This window comes from Microbacterium sp. Leaf179 (genome assembly GCF_001423785.1).
Taxonomy (GTDB): domain Bacteria; phylum Actinomycetota; class Actinomycetes; order Actinomycetales; family Microbacteriaceae; genus Microbacterium.
Genome location: NZ_LMPH01000001.1, coordinates 1,440,435 through 1,455,906, shown reverse-complemented (window position 1 = coordinate 1,455,906; position 15,472 = coordinate 1,440,435). Strand labels below are relative to the sequence as shown.

Genomic DNA, 15,472 nt, shown 5'->3' with positions numbered 1-15,472 from the left:
GAGACGCGCCGGACGTCACTCAGCCGGATCGGCCGAGGTGTCGCCGTCTCGACGAGACAGCGTGAGAAGCGCGCCGCGTTCTACTGTAGTCAACTCGCGTGCCTTGCCCACCGGGAGAGTTCCCAGGTGGAGGGGACCGAACTGCCGCCGCACGAGTTCGATGACCGGGTGTCCGACCTCGTCCAACATGCGCCGCACGATGCGGTTCTTCCCCGAGTGCAGCGTGAGCTCGACCAGGCTCTCGCCCCGCGACGCGTCGAGCAGGCGTGCCTTGTCGGCGGCGATCCGCCCGTCCTCGAGGTCGACGCCCCGGGTCAGCTTCGCGATGGTCTGCGGCGTGACGAGCCCCTCGACCTTGGCGATGTACACCTTCGTCACCCCGAACGAGGGGTGGGCGAGCACGTGGGCGAGGTCGCCGTCGTTGGTCAGCACGAGCAGGCCGCTCGTGTCGGCATCCAGTCGTCCGACGTTGTAGAGGCGTTCCTCCCACTCGTCGGCCCACTCCCGCAGGTCGGGGCGACCGCGGTCGTCGTTCATCGAGCTGACGACACCGGTCGGCTTGTTCAGCACCACGTAGCGCTTGGACTCGTCGAGCTGGATGGCGACGCCGTCGACGTCGACCAGGTCGGTCTCGGGGTGGATACGCGAGCCCAGCTCGGTGACGGTCTCGCCGTTCACGCGCACGCGGCCCTCGACGATCATGTTCTCGGCCACGCGCCGCGAGGCCACGCCCGCATTGGCGAGCACCTTCTGCAGGCGGATGCCCTCGTCGCTCGCGGAGCCTGCGCCCCCGGTCGCTGCGCCTGTCGAAGCGTCGCTCATTTCAGTACCTCTCCGTCGAATCCGTCGGCGCCGTCGTCGAGCAACGGCGAGATGTGCGGCAGCTCGTCGAGCGAGTTGATGCCGAGGTTGACCAGCAGCTGGTCGGTGGTCCCGTAGTGGATGGCGCCCGTGTCGGGGTCGGTGAAGACCTCGGCGATCAGCCCCCGCGACAGCAGGGTGCGAACGACCGAGTCGACGTTCACCGCGCGGATGGATGCCACCTGCCCGCGCGTGACGGGCTGCTTGTACGCGATGACGGCCAGGGTCTCGAGCGCCGCCTGCGACAGGCGCGAGGGTGCCTGGGTGTTGACGAACTCGCCGACGACGTCGTCGTACTCCTCGCGCACGTACAACCGCCATCCCCCGCCCACCTCGCGCAGTTCGAAGCCGCGCACGGGTCCGCCGGTCTCTCCGTCGTAGTCGGCGACGAGGCCCGCGACGGCCTGGCGCACCGCGGGCACGGGAGCGGCGACCGCGGCGGCCAGACTCACGAGGCTCTGCGGCTCGTCGAGCACGAGCAGGATCGCCTCGAGGCGACGGGCGACGGACGCCGGATCGGTCGGGCGGGCGACGGGCGCCGGTTGCTCCGCGGCCGCGGCGGCGTCGACGGGGGTCGCCGCGGCGTCGACGGCGACGGCGACGGCGGGGGGATCAACGGTCATAGTCGGCTCCGAGGGCGGCGAGGTTCTCTTCCGACCACCGTTCGGCGGTCCAGCGCAGCGTCAATTCTCCCAGGGGTTCGAGCTGCTCGAACGACAGGGCGGCGTGGCGGTACAGCTCGAGGATCGACAGGAAGCGTGCCACGACGACCCCGGTCTCGGTGACCCCGGCCACGAGGTCGCGGAAGTTCAGGGTACCGGCGGAGCGCAGCAGGGTCACGACGATGGCGGCCTGCTCGCGGATGCTCACGAGCGGGGCGTGCAGGTGATCGAGGCCGACGGTGGGGATCTGCTTCGGGGCGAGCGCCACGACCGCCAGCGCCGCGAAGTCCGCGGCGTTCAGCGTCCACTTCAGCTCCGGCACGGCGCTGCGGTACTTCTCATCGAGGCGCACGGCACGCGTATGGCGGCGGTCCTCACGCTGCAGGCAGCGGGCGAACCACGCAGACACCTCTTTGAACGCCCGGTACTGCAGCAGGCGGGCGAACAGCAGGTCGCGTGCCTCCAGCAGCGCCACGGACTCGGCATCCACCAGCTCGCCCTGCGGCAGCAGACCCGCGATCTTCATGTCGAGCAGGGTCGCGGCGACCACCAGGAACTCCGACGCCTCATCGAGATCGCCGTCGGGCCCCATCGCGCGCAGGTAGGCGATGAACTCGTCGGTCACGCGGCTGAGGGCGACCTCGGTGATGTCGAGCTCGGCCCGCGAGATGAGCGTGAGCAGCAGGTCGAAGGGACCGTCGAAATCGGGGAGGATGACGCGGAAGCCCGCGGGCTCGGGGGCCGAGGCGGGCTCGGTCACCGGCGCGGGCTCGGGCACCGACGCCGGCCGGGAGTCCGAGGCCGGAGCATCGAGCGTCGCGGCGGGGGCGCCGTCCTGCGGCGCGGCGGAGGCGGTGTCGTCAGGCGACGGCGCCACGGGCGACCAGTTCCCGCGCCAACCGCAGGTAGGCCTGGGCTGCGGCGTGCTCGGGTGCGAACTCCGTGATCGGCATGCCCGACACCGAGGCGTCGGGGAACTTGACCGTGCGGCCGATGACCGTCTCGAGCACATCGTTGCCGAACGCCTCGACCACACGCTCGAGCACCTCGCGCGAGTGCAGCGTGCGGGGGTCGTACATCGTCGCCAGCACGCCGTCGAGCTCGATCGCCGGGTTGAGGCGGTCGCGCACCTTGTCGATCGTCTCGACCAGCAGTGCGACGCCGCGCAGGGCGAAGAACTCGCACTCGAGCGGGATCAGCACGCCGTGCGCCGCGGTCAGCGCGTTGACGGTGAGCAGGCCGAGCGAGGGCTGGCAGTCGATGAGGATGACGTCGTAGTCGGCCGCGACCTTGCGCAGCACGCGCGCCAGGATCGTCTCGCGGGCGACCTCGTTGACGAGGTGCACCTCGGCCGCCGACAGGTCGATGTTGGCCGGCAGGATGTCGAGGCCCTCGACGCGCGTCGCCACGATGACCTCGCGCGGGTCGCGCTTGGTGTCGAGCAGCAGGTCGTAGATGGTCGGCACGTCGTGGGTCTGGATGCCGAGACCCGCCGACAGCGCACCCTGCGGGTCGAAGTCGATGGCGAGCACGCGGCGCCCGTAGCCCGCGAGGGCGGCGGCCAGGTTGATGGTGGTGGTCGTCTTACCGACGCCACCCTTCTGGTTGCACAGCGCGATGATGCGCGCCGGACCGTGACTGTCGAGGGCGGCCGGAGTGGGGAACCCTTGGTAGGGGCGACCGGTGGGTCCGAGGATGACCTCGTCCGCGACCGTCTTCTTGCCCTTCGTGCTCGCCGACACCGAGTCTCCCGCCTTCGTCATAACGCCCCCGAGTCTAACCGCCGCCCGCTCCCCCGCCCGGTGCACGCGCCGGACGCCGACCCGGTCGGTGCCGAGACCGCATGGAGGCCGCTGGACGGGCCGCAGGGGGCGGCCGTCGGGCGGGGGCGTGCCGCCGGACGCGGGCGTGCCGCCGGACGCGGGCGAAGCCGCCGAAGACGCACGCGATTGACGAGGACGCACGGGATGGGCGTCGAAGCCGTGCGGCCTCGACAATCGCATGCGGTCTCGGCGCCGGGCGGTGCCGGGCGCGCGGGCGCGGGGTCGCCGGGCGCGGGTCAGCGGCTGCGACGCACCGCGGCGCCGCGGGCCTGCACGGCGAGCGCGAGCACCAGCGTCGCCGCTCCCCAGGCGGCGGCGACCTTCACCAGCACACCGTAGATGAGGTGGGTCGGGGTGTAGCCCGCGTCGAAGCCGCCCGCGACAGCGAGCGCAACGATGGACGCGACGACCAGGGCGGCCGGCAGCGACAGCCACCACGCGACGCGCACGGCATCCGGAAGCACGCGGCGCACGGGCGTCGCCGCGCGCCGCGACCACCACCACAGCCCGAACGCCGCCAGACCCGCCAGCCCGAACACCCCCGAGCCGTACTGCAGCCACTTCACGCCGAGCAGCGGCCCCCACTGCTGCTCCAGCACGGGCAGCAGCGCCTCGCCCGCCCGTCCCTCGTGCGTGAAGAAGTCCCAGACGACGTGCGTGACCACACCGATCGTGAGCGAGAGCACGAGCCACACGATGCCGCGCACTCCCCCGCTCAGCGTCTCGCGGGCGGCGGCGCGAGCCCCGACATCCCACCCGTCGGGGAGACGGTCCGCGACGACGCGGGGAGTCAGCTCCCGCGTCGCGGGACGCAGGACGCACCTCCACACCAGCAGCAGCACGAACGCCATGACCACCGTCACCGGTAGCCACGCGAGATCGTGCGTCACCGCGTACGGGGGCACGATCCCGCGCAGGAACAGCGGAAGGTCGGGCGTCATCGCGCCGATCGCGATGGCCGCCGGCACGAGCGGTGTGCGCAGGAACGGCAGCGCGACGACGGCGTGACTGACCGTGAACGGCATGTCAGTCGAGGAACAGGCCGGCGAGCGTCTTCTTGCCGCGGCGCAGCACCGACACTCCACCCGGGAGGGTCCCCTCGACGACCGCGTCGTCGGAGGTCACCTTCTGGCCGTCGAGCGACACCCCGCCCTGCGCGATCGCGCGGCGGGCCTCGCTGAGGCTGCCCGACAGCTCGGTGGCGGTGAGCGCCTCGACCACGGTCGTGCCCCGGGCGACGGTCGCGTGTGGCAGCTCCTCGAGCGCGGTGCGCAGCACGGCGGCGTCGAGGGCCGTCACGTCGCCCTGACCGAACAGGGCCTCGGTGGCGGCGATGACGGCCTCGGTCGCCTCGGCGCCGTGCACGGTCGTGACGACCTCGCGGGCGAGACGCTTCTGCGCCGCGCGCCGGAAGGGCTCGGCCTCCACCTGGGCGGCGTACTCCTCGATCTCGGCACGCGTGAGGAACGTGAACACCTTGAGGCGCTCGAGCACGTCGCGGTCGTCGGTGTTGAGCCAGAACTGGTACATCGCCCACGGGCTGCACATCTCGGCATCCAGCCAGATGGCGTTGCCCTCGCTCTTGCCGAACTTCGTGCCGTCGCTGTTGGTGATCAGCGGCGTGCCGATCGCGTGCACCGAGGCGCCCTCGGCGCGCCGCACCAGGTCGGTGCCGCTGGTGAGGTTTCCCCACTGGTCGCTGCCGCCGGTCTGCAGCACGCAGCCGTAGGCGCGGTACAGCTCGAGGTAGTCGAGCCCCTGCAGGATCTGGTAGCTGAACTCGGTGTAGCTGATACCCGCCTCGGAGTTCAGGCGCGCGCTCACCGCGTCTTTCTTGAGCATCGTGCCGACGCGGAAGTACTTGCCGATCTCGCGCAGGAAATCGATGGCGCTCAGCGGCGCCGTCCAGTCGAGGTTGTTGACGATGCGGGCGGCGCTGTCGCCCTCGAAGCTCAGGAAGCGCTCGACCTGCGCCCGCAGGCTGGCGACCCACTCGGCGACGGTCTCGCGCGTATTGAGCGTGCGCTCGGCCGTGGGGCGCGGGTCGCCCACCAGACCGGTGGAGCCGCCGACGAGGCCCAGCGGGCGGTGACCGGCGAGCTGCAGGCGACGCATCGTGAGCAGCTGCACGAGGTTGCCCAGGTGCAGGCTCGGCGCGGTCGGGTCGAAGCCGCAGTAGAACACGATCGGGTCTCCGCCGAGCAGTTCGCGCAGCTCGCCCTCGTCGGTCGACACGTGGATCAGCCCCCGATAGACCAGCTCGTCCCAGACGTTGTCGAAGGTCGGGTCGTTGGCGGGGGTGAGGGCGCTCACGGGCGCCGCGTCGATCGGTGCAGACACCGGCCCAGGGTATCAGCGGGGTCGTGGGCCTCCGGATGCCGAGACCCCGCCGCCGACGCGCTCGCCCCGCGTGCCGCGCGATCGCCCCCTGCCGCTCGGTCGCACGCGCGGCCGCACACTGCCGTCAGCCCGCGTGCACGCCCCACCACACGAGGAACGCCGCCGCCAACGACGTCACCCAGCTCACGAGGCTGCCGATCAGGAAGTACTCCGCGCGGTCTCCCCCGTCGCCGTCGCGCGAGATCTCGGGGAAGCGCACGATGCCCTTCGCGGCGAGCACCGCGGCGATGAGCGTGTACGCCCCGGCGAGCGTCAGCACGAAGACCAGGATGCGCTCCAGCGGTCCGATGAGGCGTCCGCCCTTGAGCGTCGGCGTCGCCGTCTCGTCGGGGGCGACGCGGCCACCCATCTCGGAGCGGAGCGCGATGCGCACGACCGCGTTGCCGGACTCGAGCAGGAAGACCAGGCACCCGACGACCAGCACGATCACGTCGACCGACACGGCGTCGGTCGGTCGGTAGGTGGTCCACATCTCGCCCAGCATGCCGGGGCGGACGCGGCCCGGGGCGATGACCACGCAGGCCGCCGCGGCGAGCGCCAGCAGGGCCACGGGCCAGAGGCCCGCGCGCGCAGGACCGTGCTCGGGCACGACCCACGTCCAGATCGCGGCGACGGCGACGGCGAGCAGGCCCGCGATCACGGCATCCAGTCCCGCCGACACCACGACGAGCGCCACCGCCACCGCAGCGAAGGCGATCCAGCGGCGGGATCGGATCATCTGGCGCAGCAGGTCGACCGACCCGACGGCCAGCAGCAGGAGTCCCGCGGCGATCACGAGCGCGCTCCGCGGGTGAGGGCGGCGAAGCCCTCGACGATCGCGGCGGAGCCGGCGGAGGCCAGGGCCTGCGAGACGGCCGACTGGCTGACGCCCTCGGTCTCGGCAAGTTCCCGCTGCGAGCGACCCAGGCAACGGCCGTAGGTGAGGCGGCGCGTGCGTTCGCTCATCGTCGAGACCAGTTGGTCGCGGCTGAGCGCGTAGGCGTTGGCGAGCGAGATGGTGTCGACCATGGCGGCATCCTCTCCCTCGGCGGCCTCGATCCACGTGCGCGCGAACGGCGCGGCGCGTTGCTGCAGTCGCGCGGTTCTCTCGATCGCGGCTCGGGCTGCCCACCAGGCCGGCCCCTCGGGCACGGTGCGTCCGTCGAGCTCGATGGGTCGCACCGCGCCGACTCCCACGCCGAAGCGGCAGTCGATCCCGTCGGGGAGCGCCAGACGCACGAGCAGCAGCGACGCGAGCGCGTCGCCGAGTCGGTCGTACTCCCCCTGCAGTTCATCGCCCACGACGGCCGCGAGGGGCTGCTTCGCGACCGGCAGGTCGCGGTCGGCGTCGCCGACGACCCGCGCGATGCGTCGCTGTGCGGCGGCGCGGTCGGCGAGCTGCCTCGAGGCGACGATGTCGGCGATCACGGCGATACTCATGACATAAGCGTATCGCTTATCTTTACCGTTTGATAAGCGAAAAGCTGATACTCAGTCGACGAGTGCGCGAGCGGCGGCCTGCGCCCGCGAGACGAGCTCGTGACGCTGCTCGCTCACGCGTGCGGGCGCCGTTCCGCCTGCGCCCGTGCGGCTCGACACCGACCCCTCGATCGAGAGCACCTCGCGCACCGCCGGAGTGAGACGGGGCGAGACCGAGGCCAGCAGAGCGTCATCGGCGTCTTCGAGGCCGATCTCGCGCTCCTCGCAGGCGCGCACGAGCTCCCCCGAGATCTCATGCGCGTCGCGGAAGGCCACGCCCTGACGCACGAGCCACTCAGCCACGTCGGTCGCGAGCGAGAACCCCTGGGGGGCGAGCTCGGCCATGCGCTCGGTGTGGAACCGCAGCGTCGCGATCATGCCCGAGAAGGCCGGCAGCACGAGCTCGAGCGTGCGCACCGAGTCGAACACGGGCTCCTTGTCTTCTTGCAGGTCGCGGTTGTACGCGAGCGGAAGACCCTTGAGAGTGGCCAGCAGGCCCGACAGGTTGCCGATCATGCGGCCGGCCTTGCCGCGCGCGAGCTCGGCGATGTCGGGGTTCTTCTTCTGCGGCATGATGCTCGAGCCCGTCGAGTAGGCGTCGTCGAGCGTGACGAAGCCGAACTCGCGCGTGTTCCACAGGATGACGTCTTCGGACAGCCGCGACAGGTCGACGCCGATCATGGCGGTGATGAACGCGAACTCGGCCACGACGTCGCGCGACGCGGTGCCGTCGAGGGAGTTCTCGGCCGGTCGGGCCAGGCCCAGGTGATCGGCGACCAGCTGCGGGTCGAGGCCCAGGGTGGCGCCGGCGAGCGCCCCGCCGCCGTAGGGCGACACCGACGCGCGCACCGACCAGTCGCGGAGGCGTTCGATGCCGCGCGTGAAGGCCCAACCGTAGGCCTGCAGGTGGTGGGCCAGCAGCACCGGCTGCGCGTGCTGCAGGTGGGTGCGGCCCGGCATGATCGCGGTGTCGTGCGCCTCGGCCTGGGCGACGAGCGCGTCGATGAGGCGCAGCACCTCGCGGGTGATCGTGCGTGCGTGGTCGAGCAGGTACAGCCGCACGAGGGTGGCGATCTGGTCGTTACGGCTGCGGCCGGCGCGGAGCTTGCCCCCGAGCGCGGGCCCCACGGTCTCGATCAGCACGCGTTCGAGGGCGCCGTGCACGTCTTCGTCGCCGGGAGCGGCGACCAGGGTGCCCGCGCGCAGGCGCGCGGCCAGGTCGTCGAGACCGGCGTGCATGGCCGCGGCCTCATCGGCGTCGAGGTAGCCCGCCGCCTCGAGGGCGGCGGTGTGCGCGTGCGAGCCCGCGATGTCGTACAGGGCGAGGTCCCAGTCGAAGTGCGTGGAACGGCTGAGGGCCGCCAGCTCGGGAGAGGGGCCGCCCGAGAAACGGGCCCCCCACAGGGCGCCCTCGTTCGTCGACTGACCGCTCTCGTGACTCATGCCCCCAGCCTACCGAGGCGTCTCAGCGAACCGCGGCCGGGGTCGCGGCATCCCGGCCCACGACGAAGCGCACCACGGCGTCGATCAGCGCCTCGAGGGGCCCGCGCCCCACCGTCAGCGCCCACGCGGTGCAGCCGACGACCAGGCCGAGGGTCAGCGGCCCGAAGAGGCCCAGGGCGCGGATGCCCCACAGGTCCGACGTGTCGCCCAGCACCGCGAGCGCGACGAACGCCCACACGACCAGCTGCAGCACGTAGGCCGTGAGCGGTATGGAACCGACCGCGCGGAGAGGGATCGCGAGCCACCGCACCGGCGTCCGGCACAGCAGCAGGCACAGTCCGATCGTCGCGATCGCGAAACCGCCCGATCCGATGACCTCCCACAGCCCCGCCGAGTGGTCCTCGGCGGTGAGGACGGTGGACAGGTACCGATCGTCGGCGACGGCGGGTTCCGTCACCAGGGCCAGGCCGTAACCCGCGAGCATGAGGGCGCCACCCGACAGCAGCATCAGGGTCTGCTCGGGCAGCAGACGCAGGTCGAGGCGTCCGAGCCCCATGCCCGCCAGCAGGAACGCGATCCACACCGGGAACGGGTAGTTCCAGCCGAGCGCGGCGGAGATCTCTTCGCCGAACCGGCCGCTCCAGAGGGGGGCCGCATCGAGCACGGGTTGGATCCACGGCATGACGAGGGCGACGGCCCCCGCCGTGAGGAACAGCCCGCGCGGACGCATTCCCAGAAACGGCAGCGACAGCGCGAACAGCAGCGCGTACGCGGGAAGGATCACGTACACCGGCACCCCGGTGAACACCAGCAGCATGCCGATCACCCACAGCAGCGCCCCGCGCAGTGCCAATCGCGCGGCCGCGCGAGCGCGCCGGGGTCCCTCGAGCGGACGGGGACCGCCGGTCACCAGCGCGATCGACACGCCCGCCAGCACCGCAAAGAGGATGGACGAGCGCCCGTTGACCACGTCGAGCCACGACGACGGGTCGCGCGCGACGAAGTCCTCGGTGTCGAGCAGGTGCGCGGCCAGCATGCCCAGGACCGCGAGGCCCCGGGCCAGGTCGACACCGATCAGCCGCCCCGGCCCGTCGAAGCGGGTCCAGGTGCGGCCGATCCGCGTGGTCAGCCCTGGCGCAGAAGCCACACCAGCAACGCCTTCTGGGCGTGGAGCCGGTTCTCGGCCTCGTCCCACACCACGCTCTGGCGACCGTCGATGACCTCGGCGTCGACCTCGTAGCCGCGGTCGGCGGGCAGGCAGTGGATGAAGATCGCCCCCTCGTCGGCGCGCGTCATGAGCTCGCTCGTGACCTTGAAGTCGCCCAGGTCGCGGATGCGCGCGAGCTTCTCTTCTTCTTTGCCCATCGACACCCACGTGTCGGTGACGACGACGTCGGCTCCGGATGCCGCGGCCTCGGGGTCGCTGGTGAGAGTCACCGATCCGCCGGTGGTGGCGGCGATGCGCTCGGCATCGGCGATGACGTCGGCGCGGGGCGCGTAGTCGGCGGGAGCTGCGACACGGACGTGCATTCCGGCTGTGACGCCGGCGAGCACGTACGAGTGGGCCATGTTGCTCTGCCCGTCGCCGAAGAACGACAGCGTCAGCCCCGCGAGCTCGCCCTTGTGCTCACGGATCGTCAGCAGGTCGGCGAGCAGCTGGCACGGGTGGAAATCGTCGCTCAGCGCGTTGACGACGGGAACGCGCGTGCCGCGCGCCATCTCTTCGAGGCCCGCCTGCGCGTACGTGCGCCAGACGATCGCCGCGACCTGCCGCTCCAGCACGCGGGCGGTGTCGGAGGGGGTCTCCTTGCCGCCGAGCTGGCTGTTGGCCGTCGAGATGATGAGCGGCGAGCCGCCCAGGTCGGCGATGCCCACGGCGAACGACACGCGCGTGCGGGTCGACGATTTGTCGAAGATCACCGCGACGGTCTGAGGGCCGGCGAGCGGCTTCTGCGCCCAGCGGTCCTTCTTCAGCTCGATGGCGAGGTCGAGGATCTCGGCCTGTTCGGCCGGGCTCAGGTCGTCGTCGCGCAGCAGGTGGCGGGTCACGCGGGGGCTCCTTCGAGGATGAGGGCGTCGGAAACGGTGGCGAGCGCGGCGCCGAAGAGCGAGAGGAACTCGGCCACTTCGGCATCGCCGATCGTGAGGGGCGGCGCGATGCGGATGGTGTCGTCGTTCGCCGCGTTGATGATGAGCCCGTGCTGCTGGGCCGCGGCGACGACGGCCTTCGCGACGGGGCTGGTGAGACCGATGCCGAGCAGCAGGCCGCGCCCGCGGACGCCGGCGACCAGGGGCGAGTTGAGCCCGGCGATACCCTCGCGCAGCTCGGTCTCGCGGCGGGCGGCGTTCTCGACGAGGCCGGACGACTCGATCTCGTGCAGCACGGCGCCGCCGACGGCGGTCCCCAGCGCGTTGCCGCCGAAGGTCGAGCCGTGCGTACCGGGGAAGAACAGATCGCTGGCCGCCCCGAAGGTGATGAGCGCGCCGATCGGGAAGCCGCCGCCGATGCCCTTGGCCACGGTGATGGCATCCGGCACGATCCCGGAGTGCTGGAAGCCGAACCAGGCACCGGTGCGGCCGGCGCCCGTCTGGATCTCGTCGATGATCAGCAGCGCGCCGTGGCGGGCGGTGATCTCGCGGGCCGCCTGCAGGTAGCCCTCGGGCAGCTCCACGACCCCGGCCTCGCCCTGGATGGGCTCGACGAGCAGGGCTGCGACACGGTCATCGACAGCGCTCTCCAGCGCCTCGATCGTGGCGTCGATGTGCTCGACCCCCGGGACCATGGGCAGGAAGTCGGCCTGCAGCGCGGGCTTGCCGGTGAGCGCGAGGGCGCCCATGGTGCGCCCGTGGAAGCCGCCCTTGAGCGTCAGGATCCGAGTGCGCTCGGTGCCGCGACCATGCAGACGCGCGAGCTTGAGCGCCGCCTCGTTCGCCTCGGCACCCGAGTTGCCGAAGTACACCCGGCCCGATTCGCCCGTGCCCGCGAGACGCTTCAGACGCGCGGCGAGCGCGAGCTGCGGCGGCGTGGCGAAGTAGTTCGACACGTGCGCCAGGGTGGATGCCTGGGCGGTCAGCGCCTCGACGAAGGTGGGGTGCGCGTGACCGAGGGCATTGACGGCGATTCCGGCCAGGAAGTCGAGGTACTTCGTGTCGTCGGCGTCCCAGACGTAGGCCCCCTCGCCGCGCACGAACAGTGCCATGCGGTCGCCGAAGCTGCGGACGAGGTCGCGTCCGGCGTCTTCCTGCCAGGTTGCGGTGGTCATGCCACCACCTCCGTTCCGATTCCCTTGCTGGTGAACAGTTCGACGAGCACCGAGTGCGGCACACGACCGTCGATGATGGCCGCGGAGGGCACTCCCCCGTCGACCGCGTCGAGGCAGGCCTGCATCTTGGGGATCATGCCCGATTCCAGACGCGGCACCATCTCGCGCAGCTCGGTCGAGGTCAGGTGCGACACGAGCGAGTCGCGATTGGGCCAGTCGGCGTAGAGACCGGGCACGTCGGTCAGCACCACGAGCTTCATGGCGTTCAACGCCACCGCGAGCGCCGCGGCCGCGGCATCCGCGTTCACGTTCAACGACGCGCCGGGGTGGTCGAGGTCGGGCGCGATGCTCGAGACGATGGGCACGCGGCCCGCGGCGAGGTGATCGAGCACCGGCTGCGGGTCGACCGTGACGACATCGCCCACGCGGCCCAGGTCGTGCTCGACGCCGTCGACGACCACACCGCGACGACGACCGCCGAACAGGCCGGCATCCTCACCGCTCAGTCCCGTGGCCAGCGGACCGTGGGCGTTGACCTTCGCGACGAGCTGCGGGTTGATCTGTCCCGTGAGCACCATGCGCACGACGCCGATGGCCTCGGTGGAGGTCACGCGGTAGCCGCCGCGGAACTCGCTCGGAATGTCGAGGCGGTCGAGCATCGACGAGATCTGAGGTCCGCCACCGTGCACGACGACCGGCTTCACCCCGACGTAACGCAGGTAGGCGATGTCGGCCGCGAAAGCGTCCTGCAGCTCGTCGCTGACCATCGCGTTTCCGCCGTACTTCACCACCACGACCTGGTCGCGGTACTTGCGCACCCACGGCAGCGACTCGACGAGCGTGACCGCCCGGTCACTGGCCTGGGCGGGATCGGTGTCTTGAAGGTCGATGTGTGTCATGAGGAGTAGGCGCTGTTCTCGTGGACGTAATCGTGCGTCAGGTCGTTGGTGCGGATCGTGGCCTCGGCCGAGCCGGCACGGAGGTCGACGACGAGGTCGAGCGCGCGCGGAGTGAGGTCGACGTCTTCGCGAGGGCGGTCGGGGCCACCCGCGGTGCACACGCGCACGCCGTTCATCCAGACGTCGACGTCGTACGGGTCGAACCGGGCCGAGGTCGTGCCGATCGCCGCGAGGACCCGCCCCCAGTTGGGATCGTTGCCGAACACGGCGGCCTTGAACAGGTTGTTGCGCGCGATGGAGCGGCCCACCTCGACGGCCTCGTCCTCGGAGGCGGCCTGGGTCACCCGGATCGTGATGTCGTGACTCGCCCCCTCGGCGTCGCCCTGCAGCTGCGCGGCGAGGTCGTCGCACACCGCGGCCAGCGCCGTGGCGAACTGATCGGCGGGCACACGGATGCCACTGGCCCCGCTGGCGAGCAGCGTCACCTGGTCGTTGGTCGACATGCAGCCGTCGGAATCCAGACGATCGAAGCTCACGCGCGTGGCCGCCCGCAGAGCCGCGTCGGCTTCGTCGGCGTCGAGCACGACGTCGGTGGTGACGACGACGAGCATGGTGGCGAGGCCCGGAGCCAGCATGCCGGCGCCCTTCGCCATCGCGCCGATGCTCCATCCGTCGCCGACGTGCACGGCGCGCTTGGGGCGGGAGTCGGTGGTCATGATCGCCAGCGACGCGTCTTCTCCCCCGTCGGTCGAGAGAGTGGCGATACCCGTGTCGACACCGGCGAGCACCTTGGCGCGGAAGACCTCGTCGCCCGTGCCGATCAACCCGGTCGAGCAGACCACCACGTCCCCGGCGCCGACACCCAGCAACTCGGCGGCACGCTCGGCGGTCTGGTGCGTCGTCTGGAACCCGAATGCGCCCGTGAAGCAGTTCGCCCCGCCCGAATTGAGCACGACGGCCTCGATGACGCCGTCCTTCACGACCTGCTCCGACCAGAGGATCGGATTGGCCTTGGCACGGTTCGACGTGAAGACGGCCGCACCGACCTTGAGAGGGCCGCGGTTCACGACGACGGCGACATCGCGCGCACCGGTCGACTTCAGGCCCACGGCGACTCCGGCCGCCTCGAATCCTGCGGGGACGGTCACGCTCACGGGGCGACTCCGTTCAAGGGGAGGGCGGTGGTCTCGGTGAGGCCCAGCGCGATGTTCATGGATTGCACGGCGGCACCGGCAGTGCCCTTGACGAGGTTGTCGACGGCGGCGACCACGACCACGCGGTTCGCCGCGCGGTCGATGGCGAGACCCAGCGAGGCGACGTTGGCGCCGAGCACGTCGGCGGTGCGCGGGAACACACCCTCGGGAAGCAGCTCGACGAAGGGCTCGTCGGCATAGGCCTGCTCCCACGCGGCGCGGATCTCGGCATCCGAGACCCCCTCACGGATCGGGGCCGACGACGTCGCGAGGATCCCGCGCGCCATGGGAACCAGGACGGGGGTGAACGAGATGCGGATGCCGGCGGCGGGCGTCCCCGCGGCGGCCAGCGCCTGGCGGATCTCGGGGATGTGACGATGTGTGCCGCCGACGGCATATGGGTTGGCGGTCCCGAGGATCTCGCTCGCGAGGAGGTTCGTCTTGGCCGACTTTCCTGCCCCGCTCGGGCCCACCGCGAGCACCGAGACGATGTCGCCGGGCTCGATGACCCCCGCCGCGATCCCCGGCGCGAGCGAGAGGGCGACGGTCGAGGCATTGCATCCCGGAGCGGCGATACGTGCGGCGCCCCGCAGCAGCTCACGCTGCTTGCGGCGCCCGACGGGCAGCTCGGGAACGCCGTAGGCCCACGGCTCGGGGTGCGCTCCGCCATAGAACTCCGCCCAGTCGTCCGGCGAGGTCAGGCGGTGGTCGGCACCCGCGTCGATGACGAGCGGGGTGTCGGCCAGCGCGTCGGTGTACTGCGCGGACTGGCCGTGCGGGAGGGCGAGGAAGACGACGTCGTGACCGGCGAGCACCTCGGGTGTCGTCGGCTTCAGTTCGAGATGCGCGAGAGAGCGCAGGTGCGGCTGATGGGCGACGAGGGGCTGGCCGGCACTGGAGTGCGCCGTGACCGTTCGCACCTGGACGTCGGGATGATCGGCCAGCAGACGGAGGATCTCGCCGCCCGCGTAGCCGGAAGCGCCGGAAACGGCGACCGAGAGGGTCATGTGTCCACCTTAGGAGTCGGGGCTGGTGCTGAACTCAGCGATAACCGGGGCGGCGACGCCCGCATGCCCGACCGTCGGCGGGTTACGAGGTCGCCGAAACTCGGCGTGCGACCCGACGTCGACGCACGGCAACGGGGCTCACGGAGAGCTCCTCGGTGCACACGACGGTCGACGACATGTGGCGAGGTTATCCGCCGCGCCCGGGCGAGGGCAAATCAGCGACCGTATCCACGCCCGCGTGATATCAGCGAATGACCGGCCACACAAAGGCATGGCCTTCACCGCCAGGGGTCTTACGCTGATCCGCGCTGCCCCCATCGCCGTGCACTTCCCCGTGCTCCCCTTACCGGCGATGGGGGCATCGTCACGCCCACCGGTGGACGAGATCGACGCACCGTTCGCCCCGCGAATCGCGAACTATGACGGGTGCCGACGGCGGAGTCAACCACCCCCGCATGATCCA

Annotated in this window: 15 protein-coding genes; all 15 read right to left on the bottom strand. The window is 71.3% G+C overall.

The features are described from left to right. Positions 1 to 15: 15 nt before the first annotated feature. On the bottom strand, positions 16 to 822 hold the full coding sequence (locus ASF96_RS06675; protein WP_055937178.1) for a pseudouridine synthase: 807 nt from the start codon (positions 820 to 822) through the stop codon (positions 16 to 18). Next, positions 819 to 1,484, bottom strand: a complete 666-nt coding sequence (scpB, locus tag ASF96_RS06670; RefSeq protein WP_055937175.1) for an SMC-Scp complex subunit ScpB — start codon at positions 1,482 to 1,484, stop codon at positions 819 to 821. Before scpB ends, ASF96_RS06675 begins: the two co-directional genes overlap by 4 nt. After that, positions 1,474 to 2,301 (bottom strand): segregation and condensation protein A, encoded by an 828-nt coding sequence (locus ASF96_RS06665; protein ID WP_055937760.1) that lies wholly within the window; start codon positions 2,299 to 2,301, stop codon positions 1,474 to 1,476. The genes scpB and ASF96_RS06665 overlap by 11 nt, the downstream gene beginning before the upstream one ends. An 82-nt stretch (positions 2,302 to 2,383) precedes the next feature. Continuing rightward, positions 2,384 to 3,286, bottom strand: coding sequence for a ParA family protein (locus ASF96_RS06660; RefSeq protein WP_082509317.1), 903 nt, complete (start codon positions 3,284 to 3,286; stop codon positions 2,384 to 2,386). Between the two features lie 296 nt (positions 3,287 to 3,582). Continuing rightward, positions 3,583 to 4,371 (bottom strand): DUF4184 family protein, encoded by a 789-nt coding sequence (locus ASF96_RS06655; protein WP_055937172.1) that lies wholly within the window; start codon positions 4,369 to 4,371, stop codon positions 3,583 to 3,585. Between the two features lies 1 nt (position 4,372). Beyond that, complete coding sequence (tyrS, locus tag ASF96_RS06650; RefSeq protein ID WP_055937169.1) at positions 4,373 to 5,686, bottom strand: tyrosine--tRNA ligase; 1,314 nt, start codon at positions 5,684 to 5,686, stop codon at positions 4,373 to 4,375. 124 nt (positions 5,687 to 5,810) lie between these two features. Then, a complete protein-coding gene (locus tag ASF96_RS06645) occupies positions 5,811 to 6,521 on the bottom strand; it encodes a hypothetical protein (RefSeq protein WP_055937166.1) in 711 nt (236 codons plus the stop codon). After that, entirely contained in the window at positions 6,518 to 7,165 is a 648-nt protein-coding gene (locus tag ASF96_RS06640) for a SatD family protein (RefSeq protein ID WP_055937163.1), read from the bottom strand. The genes ASF96_RS06645 and ASF96_RS06640 overlap by 4 nt, the downstream gene beginning before the upstream one ends. A gap of 51 nt (positions 7,166 to 7,216) precedes the next feature. Beyond that, entirely contained in the window at positions 7,217 to 8,647 is a 1,431-nt protein-coding gene (argH, locus tag ASF96_RS06635) for an argininosuccinate lyase (protein ID WP_055937160.1), read from the bottom strand. A 22-nt stretch (positions 8,648 to 8,669) separates the two neighbouring features. Then, a complete protein-coding gene (locus ASF96_RS06630; protein ID WP_082509315.1) occupies positions 8,670 to 9,794 on the bottom strand; it encodes a heparan-alpha-glucosaminide N-acetyltransferase domain-containing protein in 1,125 nt (374 codons plus the stop codon). Then, the gene (argF, locus tag ASF96_RS06625; RefSeq protein ID WP_055835270.1) at positions 9,773 to 10,696 is read right to left on the bottom strand and encodes an ornithine carbamoyltransferase; all 924 of its coding nucleotides are present in this window, start codon (positions 10,694 to 10,696) and stop codon (positions 9,773 to 9,775) included. The genes ASF96_RS06630 and argF overlap by 22 nt, the downstream gene beginning before the upstream one ends. Further along, complete coding sequence (locus tag ASF96_RS06620) at positions 10,693 to 11,910, bottom strand: acetylornithine transaminase (RefSeq protein ID WP_055937157.1); 1,218 nt, start codon at positions 11,908 to 11,910, stop codon at positions 10,693 to 10,695. Before ASF96_RS06620 ends, argF begins: the two co-directional genes overlap by 4 nt. Then, positions 11,907 to 12,809 carry an acetylglutamate kinase gene (argB, locus tag ASF96_RS06615; protein WP_055937154.1) on the bottom strand — a complete coding sequence of 301 codons (903 nt, stop codon included), beginning with the start codon at positions 12,807 to 12,809 and terminating at the stop codon, positions 11,907 to 11,909. Before argB ends, ASF96_RS06620 begins: the two co-directional genes overlap by 4 nt. Beyond that, a complete protein-coding gene (gene argJ, locus ASF96_RS06610) occupies positions 12,806 to 13,963 on the bottom strand; it encodes a bifunctional glutamate N-acetyltransferase/amino-acid acetyltransferase ArgJ (RefSeq protein ID WP_055937151.1) in 1,158 nt (385 codons plus the stop codon). The genes argB and argJ overlap by 4 nt, the downstream gene beginning before the upstream one ends. Continuing rightward, positions 13,960 to 15,009, bottom strand: a complete 1,050-nt coding sequence (gene argC / locus ASF96_RS06605; RefSeq protein ID WP_055937147.1) for an N-acetyl-gamma-glutamyl-phosphate reductase — start codon at positions 15,007 to 15,009, stop codon at positions 13,960 to 13,962. The genes argJ and argC overlap by 4 nt, the downstream gene beginning before the upstream one ends. Between the last annotated feature and the right edge of the window lie 463 nt (positions 15,010 to 15,472).